The following is a 15029-nucleotide window of genomic DNA, read 5'->3' on the forward strand; positions in this document are numbered from 1 at the left end:
ATGAAAGCGATAAAAGAAACAAATTTCAATTTTCCCGGACAAACAAAATTTTATAAAGGGAAAGTAAGAGATGTTTATACGATTAAAGATAAATATTTGGTAATGGTGGTAAGTGACAGGATTTCTGCGTTTGATGTAGTTCTGCCAGAACCTATACCTTATAAAGGGCAGGTTTTAAACCAGATAGCAGCAAAATTTTTAAACGAAACAAAAGATATAGTTCCTAACTGGGTAATAGCTGTACCCGATGAAAATGTCACAATAGGACGAATATGCGAACCTTTTAAAGTAGAAATGGTTATCAGAGGTTATCTGGCAGGACATTTAGCAAGGGAATATGCTGCAGGTAAGAGGGAATTATGTGGTGTTAAATTGCCGGAAGGACTTAAAGAAAACGATAAACTTCCGGAACCGATAATCACACCAACTACTAAAGCCGCAGTAGGTCATGACGAAGATATATCCAGAGAAGAAATACTTAAAAAAGGAATAGTATCCGAAACAGATTATACAAAATTAGAAGAATATACAAGGAAACTTTATCAAAGAGGAACAGAAATTGCGTCTGAACAAGGGCTGATTCTGGTAGACACAAAATATGAGTTTGGAAAAGCTGATGGAGTAATTTATCTTATAGATGAAATTCATACGCCAGATTCTTCGAGGTATTTCTATAAGGAGGGATACGATGAATTGCAGAAAAAAGGTGAGCCACAGAAGCAATTATCAAAAGAATTTGTAAGAAGGTGGCTTATAGAAAATGGTTTTCAGGGTAAAGACGGACAACAGGTACCGGAAATGAATGAAGAAAGAGTCGAGTCTATCTCCGAAAGATATATAGAGCTATATGAGAAAATAACAGGAGAAAAATTCCTGAAAGCCAATACTTCAGATGTGTATAAAAGGGTAGAATCTAATATAAACGCAGCCTTAAAAATGTTGCAATAAATGTGCTTAAATGGTATGATTGATATTTTGTTTATTTAAACATAAATTTCGTATTTTGCAATAAATCCAAACCGTATGAAGTTTTCTGTCGACAAACATGAAAAATATGTTCTGATTAAACTTGATGAACCCAAATTAAATACTTTGGTTTCTCCTCAATTGAAATCAGAACTGATCTTAACGAATACAGAGGGACAAAGGAATATTATATTGGATATGTCTGAGGTGAAATATGTAGATTCATCTGGTTTGAGCAGTATTCTAGTAGGACATAGATTATGTAAAAATTCTGATGGAACTTTTGTCTTAACTGGTTTAAGTGATGCAGTTTCCAGGTTGCTGGCAATATCTCAGTTAGACAACATTATTACAGTTGTTCCTAAGGTTGAGGAAGCCATAGACATTATCTTTATGGAAGAGATAGAGAAAGAACTGAATAAAGAAAATCCTTAACCATTTTTTATATTGTAAATAAGTCTATATATGAAGTTTGAGGTTACGATTCTGGGGAATAGCTCTGCTACGCCTATCTTTAACAGAAACCCAACCTCACAAATCCTGAATATCAATGAGTCTCTGCTCATGATTGATTGTGGGGAGGGGACACAGCAACAATTGTTACTTTATGGAATAAAGTACAACAGGATTCATCATATCTTTATCAGCCATCTGCATGGCGATCATTTCTTTGGTTTAATTGGTTTGATATCTTCTATGAATTTAAATGGAAGAACCAGACCCTTAAAGCTTTTTGGTCCGAAAAATTTATTGGAAATATTGCAGATCCAGCTGAAGTATTCCGATACAAGGTTAGCCTTCGAATTGGAGTTTGTTGCTCTGGACCCAAACAATACAGGTCTTATTTACGAAACGCGTGATTACACTGTAGAGACCATTCCTTTAAATCACAGAATTCCTTGTACAGGCTTTATTTTCAGAGAAAAACAAAGACTGAGGAAGATTCTAAAAGAAAAGGTAGAACCCTTAAATATACCTGCAGAGTATTATCCTTTAATTAAGAAGGGAATAGATTACGTAGATAAAAGCGGAAAGACTTATAAAGCTATAGATTTAACAACAGATCCGGATGTACCCCGGTCTTATGCCTATTGTTCAGATACACTGATGGATGATGGTTACATAAAGTATCTGACCAAAATAGATACATTATATCATGAAGCCACGTTTATGCATGACATGTTGGATAGAGCGAAAGAAACCCACCATACAACCGCATCAGAAGCAGCAACAATCGCGAAGAATGTAGGAGCAAAGACGCTTTTAATTGGACACTTTTCTGCCCGATATAAAGATCTTGCGCCCTTGTTGGCAGAAGCAAGAACCGTTTTTGAAGAAACATATATAGCTAAACAGGGCGAAACTTTTGAGATTTAATGTGTTGTTAGTCAGTTTAATCTGTTTAAATTAACAGTTTTTAGTCTCATTTATCTTAAAATAGAGTAGATTTGCCCCTCAATTGAATTTGAATTTTTTAATATTGTAAATAAAAAAGATATTTCATGATTATTGTTCCAAGAACCAGAGGTTTTATCTGTCTAACATCACATCCGGAAGGTTGCGATCGTAATGTCCTTAATCAGATTAACTACATAAAAAGTTTAGGTACTGTAAATGGTGCAAAAAAAGTTTTGGTAATTGGTGCTTCAACAGGCTTTGGCCTGGCATCCAGAATTACAGCTGCTTTCGGGTCTGGAGCCGCTACCATTGGAGTGTTTTTTGAAAAGCCAGCTGCAGAAGGAAAACCAGCATCACCAGGTTGGTATAACTCAGCAGCATTTGAAAAATATGCTCTTGAAGAAGGCTTGTATGCAAAAAGCATCAATGGAGATGCATTTTCTAACGAAATCAAGCAGCAAACAATAGATTTAATTAAACAAGATCTGGGTCAGGTAGACCTTGTTATATACAGCTTGGCGTCACCAAGAAGAACACACCCCGTAACAGGCGTAACTTATAACTCTGTATTAAAACCTATAGGCAGAGATTTTAGCAATAAAACTGTCGATTTCCATACAGGCAATATAACAACGGTATCAATAAGTCCGGCAAATGAAGAAGAAATAGCGAATACCATAGCGGTAATGGGAGGAGAGGATTGGAAAATGTGGATAGATGCTATGAAAGAAGCCGGAGTATTGGCAGACGGAGCTAAAACTGTAGCCTATTCTTATATTGGTCCAACTTTAACAGAGGCTGTTTACCGTAAAGGTACCATTGGTAGAGCTAAAGATGATTTAGAAGCTACAGCGTTTACAATAGCAGACAGTTTAAAAGATATCAACGGCGAAGCTTATGTTTCTGTTAATAAAGCTTTGGTTACACAGGCAAGTTCGGCTATTCCTGTAATTCCGCTTTATATGTCTCTATTGTTCAAAGTCATGAAGGCAAAAGGAATACACGAAGGCTGTATAGAGCAAATAGGGCGTTTATTCAAAGATCGTCTTTATAACGGCAACGATGTTCCTGTAGACGAAAAAGGCCGGATCAGAATAGACGATTGGGAAATGAGAGCCGATGTTCAGGAAGAAGTTGCGAAATTATGGGAAGAGGCAACTACAGAGAATCTTTCTCAAATAGGCGACCTTGCAGGATATAGAACAGATTTCTTTAATCTTTTTGGTTTCGAGGTTCCTGGAATAGATTACGAGAAAGATGTAAATGAAATAGTAGATATTCCTAACTTACAACAATAGTATATTTTATTAAAACTAATATACAGGCGCCTTTAGGGCGCTTTTTTTATTTCTAATGTTTTAATGATATAAAATATAAACTGCTGATTTTTACTTAATATATTTCTGGCATCTGCAATATTAGAAAAATTGGCTTGGTTTTAGATATGGGTTAAGTAGATTAATAAATAAACTATAATCATCTAATTAAATTTACTTAACTATGGGAAACTTACTTTATTTGATCGCAGTTATTCTAGTAATAATTTGGATTTTGGGAGCATTTGTTACACCTTTCGGTGGAGGATTAATTCATATTTTATTGGTAATCGCTATTATAGCAGTATTGCTAAGAGTTATCCGAGGAGCATAGATTAAAAAAGAGAATATCTCTATACTCGTCTAAGGACAAGTAAAAGAGATATTCTCTTTTTTATTTACTGTTTTTTTAGTTCCTTTATCCTAAAAAGAATATAAACGATTCCGTAACCAATTAGCAAAGACGTACCTGTCACACTTAATTGAATAACCAACTCATATAACCAAAACTGAGAACCCCTACCTTTCAGATATTCATATAACAATATTCCCGAAAATAGTAACATGTATACTAGTAGAACAGGGAGATATTTTGTTATTTTAAGCGATTGCGTTTTTTTGAAAACAATGAAAGTATAAGTAATAAAAAACAGAATAAGAAAATAAGGTTGTAGCGCAATAAAAAAATGGGTAGAGAATAAGTGGTACGATAAGTATACGGCAATACCGATAATTCCGTTTGCCAGATAAAAACTAAAAGGAAGCTTATATTCTTTCATGGTTTTTTAAAAGTGCTTCTGCAAATATAATATCTTCCGGAAATGTAATTTTAATATTAAACTGATCTCCTTCTACTATAAATATTGAATAACCGCTGGCCTCAAGAACGGAAGCATCATCAGTAAAATTACTATTATAATCCTTTAAATAAGAGTTTTTAATGCTTTTATAATTAAATACTTGCGGTGTTTGAATTAAATAAACACTTTCTCTTGGAATAGCCATATTTCCTTCGCTATTTTTTATTCTTACAGAGTCTTTCGAGGCCACAGCAGCGACTGCATTTCCCTTAGACGCTGTGTACTTAAAACACCTGTCTATCGTATCAACAGACACCAATGGCCTTACGGCGTCGTGAATGGCAACAATTGCTTTTTCTTTTTCGTCAATAAACGTATCAATAAAATCTAATCCATTTTTAACAGAAAAAAATCGTTCGTTTCCTCCGTCCACAATTTCATGAGGTATAGAAAAATTAAATTCTTTAATTAAACCTTTCCACAATGCCTGATCAGCTTGCGATAAGACAAGGACTATACGAGGTTGATAAGAAGATAAATAGAACTTTTGTATAGTGTGCATAATAACAGGTTTCCCATTAAGTAAAAGAAACTGTTTGGGAACAGCGCTATTCATTCTCTTACCAGAGCCTCCGGCTACTATAATCGCAAAATATGGATTAGACATTTTCAAAAATAGGGGAATTAGTTCTAAAAAGAAAAAGCCTGCTCTAAAAAGAACAGGCTTAAAACTAACTTAAAACTTTTGTTATATGATTAGCATGGCATCGCCATAGCTATAGAATCTGTATTTTTCCTTAACAGCTATCTCATACGCGTTCATTACATGTTCATATCCACCGAAAGCAGAAACCATCATTAATAACGTTGATTCCGGAGTATGGAAATTAGTGATCATGCTGTTTGCAATACTAAAATCGTATGGCGGGAAAATAAACTTGGAAGTCCAGTCGTTCATAGGCTTCAAAGTACGGCTTGCAGATACAGCAGATTCGACAGCTCTCATCACTGTAGTACCTACCGCACAAATCCTTCTTTTTTCTTCAATCGCTTTATTTACAACATTGGCATCTTTCTCAGCGATAATGAATTGCTCAGAATCCATTTTGTGTTTGGTTAAATCTTCAACCTCAACTTGTCTGAAAGTTCCCAGGCCAACATGCAGGGTAACTTCTGCAAACTCAACTCCTTTTAATTCCAATCTTTTCATTAGCTCTCTGCTGAAATGAAGACCAGCAGTTGGGGCAGCAACAGCACCTTCGTTTTTAGCGAAAATAGTTTGGTAACGCTCTTTATCTTCGGCGGTTGGTTTACGTTTTATGTATTTTGGAAGTGGAGTTTCTCCTAATATTTCAATGTTTTGGCGGAATTCTTCATCAGTACCATCAAATAAGAATCTGATAGTTCTTCCTCTTGAAGTAGTGTTATCTACAACTTCGGCTACCAGCAAGTCATCATCACCAAAATATAGTTTATTGCCAACTCTGATTTTTCTTGCAGGATCTACCAAAACGTCCCACAATCTTAATTCTTTATTTAACTCTCTTAATAAGAAAACCTCTATTGTAGCACCTGTTTTCTCTTTATTTCCATACAGACGGGCAGGGAATACTTTTGTATTATTTAAAATCATCACATCCTTGTCATCAAAATAACCAAGAACATCTTTAAATAATTTATGCTCAATTTCTCCAGTATCTTTATGTAAAACCATTAAACGGGATTCGTCGCGTGATTCAGCTGGATAGTGAGCTATCAAAGAATCTGGTAAATGGAATTTAAACTGTGATAATTTCATATGTTTTAGACAAAATATTTTGGAGTGCAAAGTTATGAAATTATATTTACAAAACATCAAGCCTTTGTAAATACAGAAATTCCATTGCAGGAATATAAATCTTAGGCTATTTTAGTTTGTATTTAATGTAACACTAATCGCTTTTTAATGTCTTAAGCTTATGGTGCTTTTTCTTAAACTGTTTAAAGAAAGTTTAAATTTTGCTTACGATGCGCTAAGACAAAATAAAACCCGGACGTTCTTATCTCTTTTAGGAATAACTATTGGTATTATCACCATCATTTCTGTATTTGCAATGGTAGATACTTTTAGAGGTAAACTGCAGGAAAGCGTAGATAAATTGGGAACAAAAACCATTTTTATTCAGAAATGGCCCTGGGGCGGTTTTGGGGAATATCCCTGGTGGAAATATATGCAAAGGCCAGAAGCTAAACTGGAAGAGGCAGGGTTACTACAAGAGAGATTAAATGATATTGACGGGATTTCTTTCGAACTAAACATTGCAAATAAAACACTTAAGTATCAAAGTAATTCTATAGACGGTGCTAATATTATAGCAGTTTCTCACGATGCAGATAAGACATGGACTTTTGATTTTAGTGAAGGTCGCTATTTTACCGAAACAGAATCTAAATCTGGCAATGCACTGGCCATTATTGGCGCCGAAATTGCAAACGGCCTTTTCCCAAATCAGGAGCCGGTTGGTAAAAGTATCAAGCTCATGGGAAGAAACGTTCAGATAATAGGGGTTTTGAAGAAAGAAGGCGAAGATATGCTGGGAATGTCTTTTGACAACCATGTGGTTCTTCCTTTAAATTTTGCCAGAAATTTAATAGATATCAGAAGTGACAGGTATTCTCCTCAGATAACTATCCGGGGGAAAGAGAACCTTAATATAAACCAATTGGAAGATGAGCTTAGGGGAACCATGCGGTCAATAAGAAAACTGCGACCGAGTCAGGAAGATGATTTTGCATTGAATAAAAGTACTATTCTTTCTGAGCAGTTAGACCAGATGTTTATCATTATTAATATTGCGGGATGGATTATCGGAGGCTTCTCCATTCTTGTAGGTGGTTTTGGAATTGCCAATATTATGTTTGTTTCCGTGAAAGAACGTACCAATATTATAGGAATCCAAAAATCATTGGGAGCAAGAAACTATTTTATTCTACTGCAATTTCTGTTCGAATCTATTGCACTTTCATTAATCGGAGGAGTTCTGGGGTTGCTTTTTGTATTCGCCATAACTCAGATAAGTGCTGTATTTTTCGATTTTAAAATTATCTTAAATGCTGCGAATATTATCCGTGGTATAAGCATCTCTGTTATTATAGGTGTAATTTCAGGATTCTGGCCGGCTTATACTGCATCAAAATTAAATCCGGTCGAGGCAATCCGAGCGAAGTAAGTTAATTTGAATGCTTAATGTTAAATGATTAGTGTTTAATTTTAAAGTCATGATATACATTAAGCATTCAACACTGATCATTAATAATTCACCCCTCATTTTCCTCCAGCATTTTTCTGATATTAACCAGACGTTCCCATGGTGCAGAAAAAGTAGATTTAAAACCAAAACGTTCCAGAACAATAATATCAGCATTAATGGCCTTTCTAACATCTGTCATAAACGTACAATCGTTATATTGTAAAGTTTCAGGGACTTCTCTGCTTGCAAAATAAGCTTTAATTTCTGCTAATTCTTCTGGTGTCATAATGCAAAAATATAATTTAGTTGTCGAATAAACTTAATTGTTGATTTTTTACGGGAGGTTTGGCATCTCCAAAAACAGTTTTACCTCCGTATTTCCAGGATTCATCTCGTTCTTTTTGAAGCAGTTGTTCAAAATTGTTGTTAGGCTGGAAATCTTTCTCAAATTTAAAAGCGAGTTTACTGAGGGATTGTATAGCCGATTTCTTTTCAGAATTCCCCAGTTTAGATTGCGTGATAGCCTTATTTAACACATCTATTGTTTCATCATATACTTTAGTAGGTACAGGAAAAGGATGCCCATCTTTTCCGCCATGAGCAAAAGAAAACCTTGCCGGATCCTGAAATCGGGTAGGAGTGCCATAAATTACTTCGCTCACAAGAGCTAAAGATTGTAAAGTCCTTGGTCCCAAACCTTCTAAAAGTAATAATTCATCAAAATCTTTTGGCTGTTTTTCATGTGCTAGCCAAAGCATGGCACCAAGCCTTTTTAAATCTATGTCTTTTGCCTTTACGTCATGATGTTTGGGCATAGTCAGATAGCTAATTTCAGACAGGATACGATTGGGATTTTCCAAAGACATATTCATCACCGAAGCTTTTGCCGGTTCAGATTCCAAAGCGGTCATATTTAAAATTAAACCCTGATTTATTCCGCAAATACCTGCGTGGGGATTTTCGGTAAACGACTTAAAGTCTTTAGAGTACCAATGGTAGCGTCTGGCGCTCGAATTTGCATCATGCATTCCTTGTTGCACAACAGTCCAGTCGCCGGTATTGCTTACGATAAACGAATGCAAATAGAGCTGATAACCGTCCTGAATGGCGGTATTGTCTACTTTAGCCACTAATTTAGACGATCTGACTAGTTCAGGTGCATTCAGACCATTCTTTTCTCCGTAAATGAATAGTTCCTGAGGTGTATTTCTTGAAAATTTCCCTTTGCCTCCGCATATATAAATTCCAAGTTCCTTAGACAGCGGATTAATGGCTCTTTTTAAAGCACCCAATACAGAGGTTGTAATTCCAGAAGAATGCCAGTCCATACCTAAAACGCAACCCAGACTTTGAAACCAGAAAGGATCACTCAAACGTCTCAGATATTCTTCTTTCCCATAATCGGCTATAATGGCTTCTGTAATTGCTAAACCGAGTTTAGACATACGTTCGGCAAGCCATTTTGGAACATGGCCATAATGTAAAGGTAAATCTGCTATACCTGATCTTTTCATGGGAATAATACTAATTGATGGCCGGGTAAATCGTTCACATGCTTCTCGTGAAGAAAATGAGAAACAGAAATTCCTAAAAGCCTGATCCGTTTTTCCTGACGATCCACATTTTGAAGCAGAGAAGAAGCATTTTCTAATATAGTGTCGAAATTATGGGTGTAAAAATCAAGCGTCGTACTTCGGGTGATTTGAGAAAAATCTGCAAATTTAACTTTCAAAGTGATGGTTTTACCTTTGAAATCCTTGCTCTCCAAACGCTTCGAAACCCTGTCGGCAAGTTTTTGCAGTTCTGTATTCAATATTTCAATCTCATCTAAATCGTTCTCGAACGTATCTTCGGCGCCAACAGATTTACTGATCCTGTCGGGACGGACTGCTCTGTCGTCTATTCCTCTTACAATTTGGTAAAAGAACCTGCCCGATTTGCCAAACTGCTTAATCAAATCTCTTTCCTCCCACAATTTTAAATCGGCTCCCGTAAAAATGCCCAGCCGCTTCATTTTCGCGGCGGTAACTTTGCCTACTCCAAAGAATTTCTCTATAGCTAAAGATTCTATAAACGAGACTATTTTAGATGGACCAATAAAGGTAAGCCCGTCTGGTTTCTGAAAGTCCGAAGCAATTTTAGCTATAAATTTACTGGTAGAAACGCCTGCAGAAGCTGTTAATTGCAGTTCATCCTTAATTTCCTGTTTTATCTTTTTCGCAATGTCTATAGCAGAGCCTATGTTTTGCTTGTCTTCCGTTACGTCCAGATAAGCTTCGTCTAAAGAAAGGGGCTCAATAATATCTGTGTATCTTGAAAATATAGATCGGATATGAGCAGAGACTTCTTTATAAACATCAAAACGAGGTCTGGTAAAGATTAAATGAGGACAAAGATGTAAAGCTTTTCTGGACGACATGGCAGAGCGTACACCAAATTTACGCGCTTCGTAGCTACAGGTTGCAACAACACCCCGGCCGTCTGGCGAACCACCTACCGCTAAAGCCTTGCCTCTGAATTCAGGAAAATCACGTTGTTCTACAGATGCGTAAAAAGCATCCATATCAATATGGATAATTTTCCTTAGAATATTATTTTCCTGTTCGTCAGCCATTCACTTCCTAAAATCGGAAGTAAAAATACTAAAAAAATTAGTTTTTCTAATGAAGTTTCAGTTCAAAATCATCTGCATCCTTAAGAAAAGGAAAGTATTGTCTTGTCTTTAACAGATCTTCATAATTGATGCTGAATGTGTATAAATCTTCGTCTTCAGGTTTATAATAAACTGTTTCGCCATTTGGATTAATACACATAGAATGACCGCTATGGTAAACCTGTTTACCATCATGTCCAACCCGATTTACGCCAATTACAAAAGACTGGTTCTCTATTGCTCTGGCATGAATTAAGCTTCGCCAATGGGCAGATCTTCTGTCTGGCCAACTGGCAACTAAGAGCAATAAATCGTAAGCCTGATTTTTATTTCTTAAGAACACAGGAAACCTTAAATCATAACAAATGCCCAAACGTATTTTCCAACCATTCAATTCAACAGTTTTCTGTTCGTTTCCTGCAGTAAAAGTTTCGTCTTCATGGGCAAATCCAAAAAGATGTCTTTTATTATACACTTCGTAAGTACCATCCGGTTTCATCCAAACCAAACGGTTATAGAAATTGTCGTTTTCTTTGATAATAAGACTTCCCGTCACTACCGCTCTGTGTTTTTCTGCAATCTTCTTCATCCAGGTAACGGTTTTACCATTCATGTCTTCAGCCAGTTCCCTGGCGTTCATGGTAAAGCCTGTATTAAACATTTCCGGAAGAACAATTAAATCCGTTTTTTCCCTTAGACCAGAAAGCTTAAGCTCAAGATTCTGAAGGTTCTTTTCTACGTTTTCCCAAAAAAGATAGGCCTGGAATGTTGAGATTTTCAGTTGTTTCATAGCAGTTTTTTAAAGTTTCAATAGTTTGTCAACGGCTTTTTCCAATGTTTCTTGTTTCTTGGCAAAACAAAAACGTAAATTTCTGTAATCTGTTGTCTTGGTATAAAACGCAGAATTTGGAATTGAAGCCACCTGATTCTCTTTAACCAGTTTTACCGCAAAATCTATATCTTTTAAATTGGTAATCTTTTCATAGGTTACATTTTGAAAATATGAACCCTCACACGGAAGCAATGTAAACCTGGTTTCAGACATTAACTTTCGGAAATAGTCGCGCTTTTCCTGAAAAAACTTAGGTAATTCAGAAAAAATATCATGTTTGCTTAAATATTCAGCAAAAGCATACTGCATGGGCGTATTTACAGAAAATACCTGGAATTGATGGATTTTCCTGAATTCTTTCATTAGCGGTTCAGGAGCGCAGCAATAACCAACTTTCCAGCCTGTCGCATGAAATAGCTTACCAAAACTAGCTGTTATAAATGTTCTCTCTTTAAGCTCTGGATATTTGCACAGGCTTTTGTGTTCATTTCCATCGTATATGATATGTTCGTAAACTTCGTCACTAAGAATAAGAATATCTGTATTTTTAGTGATATTGATAAGCTCCTTAATATCATTATCATTCAAAATTCTACCTGTAGGATTATGAGGTGAATTAATGATGATCATTTTCGTATTTACTGAAACCAGTTTTTTTACCAGATCCCAGTTGATTTCGAAATGTGGCGGAGCCATTTCGTAAGCTTTAACCAGCCCACCAAAAGCTTTTACTGTTGGTGCATAGGAATCGTAAGCCGGCTCAAAAATAATGACTTCGTCGTTTTGTCTGATAACCGATGCAATTGCTGTAAATATAGCTTGGGTTCCTCCGGCAGTAACAGTTATTTCAGTTTCCGGATCGTAAACTGATTGATGTGCCGATGCAATTTTATTCGATATTATTTTTCTTAATTCCAGAACACCCGGCATTGGCGCGTATTGATTGTGGCCTTTTTCCATTTTATAGCTAATCAATTTCACCAGCTCCGGATCGCAATCAAAGTCAGGAAAACCCTGCGAAAGATTGATAGCGTTGTACTCTTTTGCCAGACCACTCATCTTAGAGAAAATGGTAGTTTTAGTATTCGGTAATTTAGAAATTATATTAATCACGGTTCTCTTCAATTAAAAAAACAAAGTAATTAATAATTTTTAATAGACTATAATTCTATCTTAGATTTGATTTAGAAATTATATATGGTTGGCAGGTGCTCTCCATTTTTAATTTTTACTTTTACTTTTATATCATGGAGCTGTCTAAACCTCAGAAACTGTTTCTGATAATTTCTTGCTTTTTCGTAGCAAATGCCATCCTGGCCGAGTTTATAGGTGTTAAAATATTTTCAGTCGAAGAATCTTTAGGCTTTGAAAAGCTAAATGTCAATTTATTTGGTGTGAAAGGGCTGTCATATAATATGTCTGCAGGAGTATTAAACTGGCCTTTTGTTTTCATTATGACAGATATTATTAATGAATACTACGGAAGGAGAGGAGTTCGGTTTTTATCTTATCTAACAGCAGTACTTATTGTATTTGCGTTTCTTACTGTAGGTTTAGCTATGATACTGACTTCTTCTGATTTTTGGATTTACAGAGAGATAGACGGCCAAACGCTTAACATGAACCATGCTTTTAAAGCAATCTTTGGACAAGGTATGTGGATTATCATAGGTTCTGTTACCGCTTTTATTATCGGACAGGTTGCGGACGTAACTATATTCCATAGAATAAAAATGGTGACTGGCGAAAAGAAATTATGGCTCAGGGCAACCGGATCTACTGTGATTTCTCAGCTAATAGATAGTTTCGTTGTTATTTTTATTGCTTTTTACCTCAATCCGGACTACAACTGGAGTTGGCAAATGGTTGCGGCAATAGGCTTGGTTGGTTATACTTACAAATTTGTGATAGCGCTGTTAATGACCCCCATCCTGTATGTGTCTCACAAAGTTATAGATAATTATTTGGGAGAAGACCTATCTAAAAAGATGCTAAAGAATGCAGCAAAATAGAAATTTTATCAGAATAGATTTAATTACGAAGCTTTTACTCGTTCTGGCTTCGCTATGTATATTGTTTCTCGTAAAAATTGTATTCGTAGACAATAACGAAAGCTGGGACAATTATTTTGTAAGCTTTGCAGTGAGACACAGGGGGGATTCGTTGAGTAGCCTGATGTTTTTCTTTACCAGATTAGGCGATCATGACATCATGATTGGCCTATATGTGCTTTTAACCCTATTTATCCTGTTTTATATAAAAGACAGGTTATTGGCGTCTAAAATAGTGATTATTGCGCTTTCTACCGTTGGTTTAATGCACCTGCTGAAATTACTCTTTAAAAGAGCGCGGCCATTGTCTGAATTTATTTTGGATGCTGCAGGATATAGTTTTCCCAGTGGACATACAATGAACAGCCTGGTTTTTTTCTGTGTACTAATTTTTTTGAGTAACAGATTAATAAAGAACAAGCGCTTAAAAAGCTTATTTCTTGTGCTGTTTATCTCTGCCCCACTCATGATTGGATTTAGCAGGATTTATCTGGGTGTACATTTCTTTACAGATATACTGGCGGGCGTATGTTTTGGTTATATCTGGTTTTACATTTCCAATATACTTTTAGATAAGTACTTAATCATCAAAAAGCTTAATAATTGAAAAGGGCACCAAGAAAACTTAGTACCCTTTTCAATTATATATTTTTAGAATTTATTTAGCTTCGCCAATTTTCAGCAATTCAACATCGAATATTAAAGTGCTGTATGGTGGAATATCCTGTCCCGCACCTCTTTCGCCATAAGCTAAATTGTAAGGAATATAGAATTTGTATTTAGAGCCTATAGGCATTAGCTGTACACCTTCTGTCCAGCCGGGAATTACCTGGTTTAATGGAAAAGTAACCGGTTCGCCTCTGTCATAAGAGCTGTCAAACTGTTTTCCATTCAAAAGCGTTCCTTTATAATGTACAGTAACCTGGTCTGTAGCTTTTGGTTTTACTCCATTACCCAAAGTTATCACTTCGTATTGCAAACCGCTTTCTGTTGTCTTTACATTTGGTTTGTTCTTATTCTCCTCTAAAAACTTTTTGCCCTCTTCAGTAACCTTCTTAACGTAAATCTCCCTTTTTTCAGTCAAAAACACATTGATAGCTTTATAAGCCTCTTCGTCATTAACCAAAGTTTGTCCGCCTTTAAAGATATCTTCCAAAGCTTTGGAAAACAATTGGTAGTTTAACGAATCAACACCATCAGATTTTAAGCCTTGCGCTATTTTAAAACCAAAAGAATAACTGGCAGAATCTATTTTGTTCAGACTTGGCTGTACCACTTCTGCCGCAGCCTGTTTTTTGTTTATTCTTTTTTTCTTTCCGGTTTGTGCATTTGCTACCAATCCCCCTAGTAGCAAGAACGCCATTAACGTATATTTTTTATTCATCAGTTTCTTAAAATTTGCTAAAGATATAAAAAGATTGTAATCCCATATCAAATAAAAAGTGCAAGAGTAAACATTTAATTTAATTATGTGTTGTCTATTCAAATAAATCTTTGAATCACATGAAAAAGTTGTTTGTACCATTGTTTATGGCTATTGCATTGATGACATCTACTAACGCAATGGCATTTGATAAGAAGGATAAAGTAGAATTATCTGAAAAAGATCAAAAAAGAATAATAGAAATAAGTAATCGGGTAGAAGAGATCCGGAAAATGGATAAATCAGATTTATCCTCTACCGAAAGGAAAGCACTGAAATCTGAGCTTAAACAAATAAAAAACTAAGCTAATAAATAAGGTGGCGGAGGTATTTATATATCTGCTACTGCAATTTTGATTA

General features: G+C 35.7%; 18 protein-coding genes. 9 read left to right on the forward strand and 9 right to left on the reverse strand.

All coding sequences use genetic code 11. The annotated features are described in order from the left end of the window. From ABWO41_RS01865 to ABWO41_RS01885, 5 genes are all read left to right on the forward strand, one after another. The gene (locus ABWO41_RS01865; protein WP_353132546.1) at positions 1–948 is read left to right on the forward strand and encodes a phosphoribosylaminoimidazolesuccinocarboxamide synthase; all 948 of its coding nucleotides are present in this window, start codon (positions 1–3) and stop codon (positions 946–948) included. A gap of 75 nt (positions 949–1023) precedes the next feature. Further along, the gene (locus ABWO41_RS01870) at positions 1024–1401 is read left to right on the forward strand and encodes an STAS domain-containing protein (protein WP_353132549.1); all 378 of its coding nucleotides are present in this window, start codon (positions 1024–1026) and stop codon (positions 1399–1401) included. A 30-nt stretch (positions 1402–1431) separates the two neighbouring features. After that, positions 1432–2343 (forward strand): ribonuclease Z, encoded by a 912-nt coding sequence (locus ABWO41_RS01875; RefSeq protein ID WP_353132552.1) that lies wholly within the window; start codon positions 1432–1434, stop codon positions 2341–2343. 125 nt (positions 2344–2468) lie between these two features. Then, positions 2469–3662: an enoyl-ACP reductase FabV gene (gene fabV, locus ABWO41_RS01880; RefSeq protein WP_353132555.1), complete on the forward strand. Its 1194-nt coding sequence runs from the start codon at positions 2469–2471 to the stop codon at positions 3660–3662. 202 nt (positions 3663–3864) lie between these two features. After that, on the forward strand, positions 3865–4014 hold the full coding sequence (locus tag ABWO41_RS01885) for a lmo0937 family membrane protein (protein ID WP_353132558.1): 150 nt from the start codon (positions 3865–3867) through the stop codon (positions 4012–4014). Positions 4015–4078: 64 nt separating this feature from the next. On the opposite strand, the gene ABWO41_RS01890 is transcribed toward ABWO41_RS01885, so the two are convergent. The 3 genes from ABWO41_RS01890 to queA all read right to left on the reverse strand — a co-directional run bounded on the left by ABWO41_RS01890 (position 4079) and on the right by queA (position 6278). Then, positions 4079–4459, reverse strand: coding sequence for a hypothetical protein (locus ABWO41_RS01890; protein WP_353132561.1), 381 nt, complete (start codon positions 4457–4459; stop codon positions 4079–4081). Beyond that, positions 4446–5147 carry a 2-C-methyl-D-erythritol 4-phosphate cytidylyltransferase gene (locus ABWO41_RS01895; RefSeq protein WP_353132564.1) on the reverse strand — a complete coding sequence of 234 codons (702 nt, stop codon included), beginning with the start codon at positions 5145–5147 and terminating at the stop codon, positions 4446–4448. Before ABWO41_RS01895 ends, ABWO41_RS01890 begins: the two co-directional genes overlap by 14 nt. A gap of 81 nt (positions 5148–5228) precedes the next feature. Beyond that, positions 5229–6278, reverse strand: coding sequence for a tRNA preQ1(34) S-adenosylmethionine ribosyltransferase-isomerase QueA (gene queA, locus ABWO41_RS01900; protein WP_353132567.1), 1050 nt, complete (start codon positions 6276–6278; stop codon positions 5229–5231). Positions 6279–6438: 160 nt separating this feature from the next. Here queA and ABWO41_RS01905 point away from each other — a divergent pair, with 160 nt between their 5' ends. Further along, the gene (locus ABWO41_RS01905; RefSeq protein ID WP_353132570.1) at positions 6439–7689 is read left to right on the forward strand and encodes an ABC transporter permease; all 1251 of its coding nucleotides are present in this window, start codon (positions 6439–6441) and stop codon (positions 7687–7689) included. Positions 7690–7777: 88 nt separating this feature from the next. Here the strand turns inward: ABWO41_RS01905 and ABWO41_RS01910 are convergent, their stop codons facing one another. From ABWO41_RS01910 to ABWO41_RS01930, 5 genes are read right to left on the reverse strand one after another with little or no spacing between them, the layout of a single operon-like run. After that, entirely contained in the window at positions 7778–7996 is a 219-nt protein-coding gene (locus ABWO41_RS01910) for a DUF6965 family protein (protein ID WP_353132573.1), read from the reverse strand. A 16-nt stretch (positions 7997–8012) separates the two neighbouring features. Continuing rightward, positions 8013–9224, reverse strand: coding sequence for a DUF763 domain-containing protein (locus tag ABWO41_RS01915; RefSeq protein WP_353132576.1), 1212 nt, complete (start codon positions 9222–9224; stop codon positions 8013–8015). Continuing rightward, on the reverse strand, positions 9221–10324 hold the full coding sequence (gene dinB, locus ABWO41_RS01920; protein WP_353132579.1) for a DNA polymerase IV: 1104 nt from the start codon (positions 10322–10324) through the stop codon (positions 9221–9223). Before dinB ends, ABWO41_RS01915 begins: the two co-directional genes overlap by 4 nt. Positions 10325–10370: 46 nt before the next feature. Continuing rightward, positions 10371–11153 carry a nitrilase family protein gene (locus ABWO41_RS01925; protein WP_353132582.1) on the reverse strand — a complete coding sequence of 261 codons (783 nt, stop codon included), beginning with the start codon at positions 11151–11153 and terminating at the stop codon, positions 10371–10373. 9 nt (positions 11154–11162) lie between these two features. Next, positions 11163–12308 carry a methionine aminotransferase gene (locus tag ABWO41_RS01930; RefSeq protein WP_353132585.1) on the reverse strand — a complete coding sequence of 382 codons (1146 nt, stop codon included), beginning with the start codon at positions 12306–12308 and terminating at the stop codon, positions 11163–11165. A 134-nt stretch (positions 12309–12442) separates the two neighbouring features. Here ABWO41_RS01930 and ABWO41_RS01935 point away from each other — a divergent pair, with 134 nt between their 5' ends. Together ABWO41_RS01935 and ABWO41_RS01940 are read left to right on the forward strand one after the other, a co-directional pair. Then, positions 12443–13207, forward strand: a complete 765-nt coding sequence (locus tag ABWO41_RS01935) for a queuosine precursor transporter (RefSeq protein ID WP_353132588.1) — start codon at positions 12443–12445, stop codon at positions 13205–13207. Beyond that, positions 13194–13853 (forward strand): phosphatase PAP2 family protein, encoded by a 660-nt coding sequence (locus ABWO41_RS01940; protein WP_353132591.1) that lies wholly within the window; start codon positions 13194–13196, stop codon positions 13851–13853. The genes ABWO41_RS01935 and ABWO41_RS01940 overlap by 14 nt, the downstream gene beginning before the upstream one ends. A gap of 51 nt (positions 13854–13904) precedes the next feature. On the opposite strand, the gene bamJ is transcribed toward ABWO41_RS01940, so the two are convergent. Continuing rightward, positions 13905–14630, reverse strand: coding sequence for a BamJ family beta-barrel-assembly machinery protein (gene bamJ / locus ABWO41_RS01945; protein WP_353132594.1), 726 nt, complete (start codon positions 14628–14630; stop codon positions 13905–13907). Between the two features lie 119 nt (positions 14631–14749). Between bamJ and ABWO41_RS01950 the strand changes: the two genes are divergently transcribed. After that, entirely contained in the window at positions 14750–14974 is a 225-nt protein-coding gene (locus ABWO41_RS01950; protein WP_353132597.1) for a hypothetical protein, read from the forward strand. The last annotated feature ends 55 nt before the right edge of the window (positions 14975–15029 follow it).

The organism is Pseudopedobacter sp. (assembly GCF_040392825.1).
Classification (GTDB): domain Bacteria; phylum Bacteroidota; class Bacteroidia; order Sphingobacteriales; family Sphingobacteriaceae; genus Pseudopedobacter.

What these genes read in the sequence shown, in the direction of transcription:
- ABWO41_RS01865 (WP_353132546.1), top strand. Translation starts at nt 1, where the DNA reads ATGAAAGCGATAAAAGAAACAAATTTCAATTTTCCCGGACAAACAAAA.
- ABWO41_RS01870 (WP_353132549.1), top strand. Translation starts at nt 1,024, where the DNA reads ATGAAGTTTTCTGTCGACAAACATGAAAAATATGTTCTGATTAAACTT.
- ABWO41_RS01875 (WP_353132552.1), top strand. Translation starts at nt 1,432, where the DNA reads ATGAAGTTTGAGGTTACGATTCTGGGGAATAGCTCTGCTACGCCTATC.
- fabV (WP_353132555.1), top strand. Translation starts at nt 2,469, where the DNA reads ATGATTATTGTTCCAAGAACCAGAGGTTTTATCTGTCTAACATCACAT.
- ABWO41_RS01885 (WP_353132558.1), top strand. Translation starts at nt 3,865, where the DNA reads ATGGGAAACTTACTTTATTTGATCGCAGTTATTCTAGTAATAATTTGG.
- ABWO41_RS01890 (WP_353132561.1), bottom strand. Translation starts at nt 4,459, where the DNA reads ATGAAAGAATATAAGCTTCCTTTTAGTTTTTATCTGGCAAACGGAATT.
- ABWO41_RS01895 (WP_353132564.1), bottom strand. Translation starts at nt 5,147, where the DNA reads ATGTCTAATCCATATTTTGCGATTATAGTAGCCGGAGGCTCTGGTAAG.
- queA (WP_353132567.1), bottom strand. Translation starts at nt 6,278, where the DNA reads ATGAAATTATCACAGTTTAAATTCCATTTACCAGATTCTTTGATAGCT.
- ABWO41_RS01905 (WP_353132570.1), top strand. Translation starts at nt 6,439, where the DNA reads ATGGTGCTTTTTCTTAAACTGTTTAAAGAAAGTTTAAATTTTGCTTAC.
- ABWO41_RS01910 (WP_353132573.1), bottom strand. Translation starts at nt 7,996, where the DNA reads ATGACACCAGAAGAATTAGCAGAAATTAAAGCTTATTTTGCAAGCAGA.
- ABWO41_RS01915 (WP_353132576.1), bottom strand. Translation starts at nt 9,224, where the DNA reads ATGAAAAGATCAGGTATAGCAGATTTACCTTTACATTATGGCCATGTT.
- dinB (WP_353132579.1), bottom strand. Translation starts at nt 10,324, where the DNA reads ATGGCTGACGAACAGGAAAATAATATTCTAAGGAAAATTATCCATATT.
- ABWO41_RS01925 (WP_353132582.1), bottom strand. Translation starts at nt 11,153, where the DNA reads ATGAAACAACTGAAAATCTCAACATTCCAGGCCTATCTTTTTTGGGAA.
- ABWO41_RS01935 (WP_353132588.1), top strand. Translation starts at nt 12,443, where the DNA reads ATGGAGCTGTCTAAACCTCAGAAACTGTTTCTGATAATTTCTTGCTTT.
- ABWO41_RS01940 (WP_353132591.1), top strand. Translation starts at nt 13,194, where the DNA reads ATGCAGCAAAATAGAAATTTTATCAGAATAGATTTAATTACGAAGCTT.
- bamJ (WP_353132594.1), bottom strand. Translation starts at nt 14,630, where the DNA reads ATGAATAAAAAATATACGTTAATGGCGTTCTTGCTACTAGGGGGATTG.
- ABWO41_RS01950 (WP_353132597.1), top strand. Translation starts at nt 14,750, where the DNA reads ATGAAAAAGTTGTTTGTACCATTGTTTATGGCTATTGCATTGATGACA.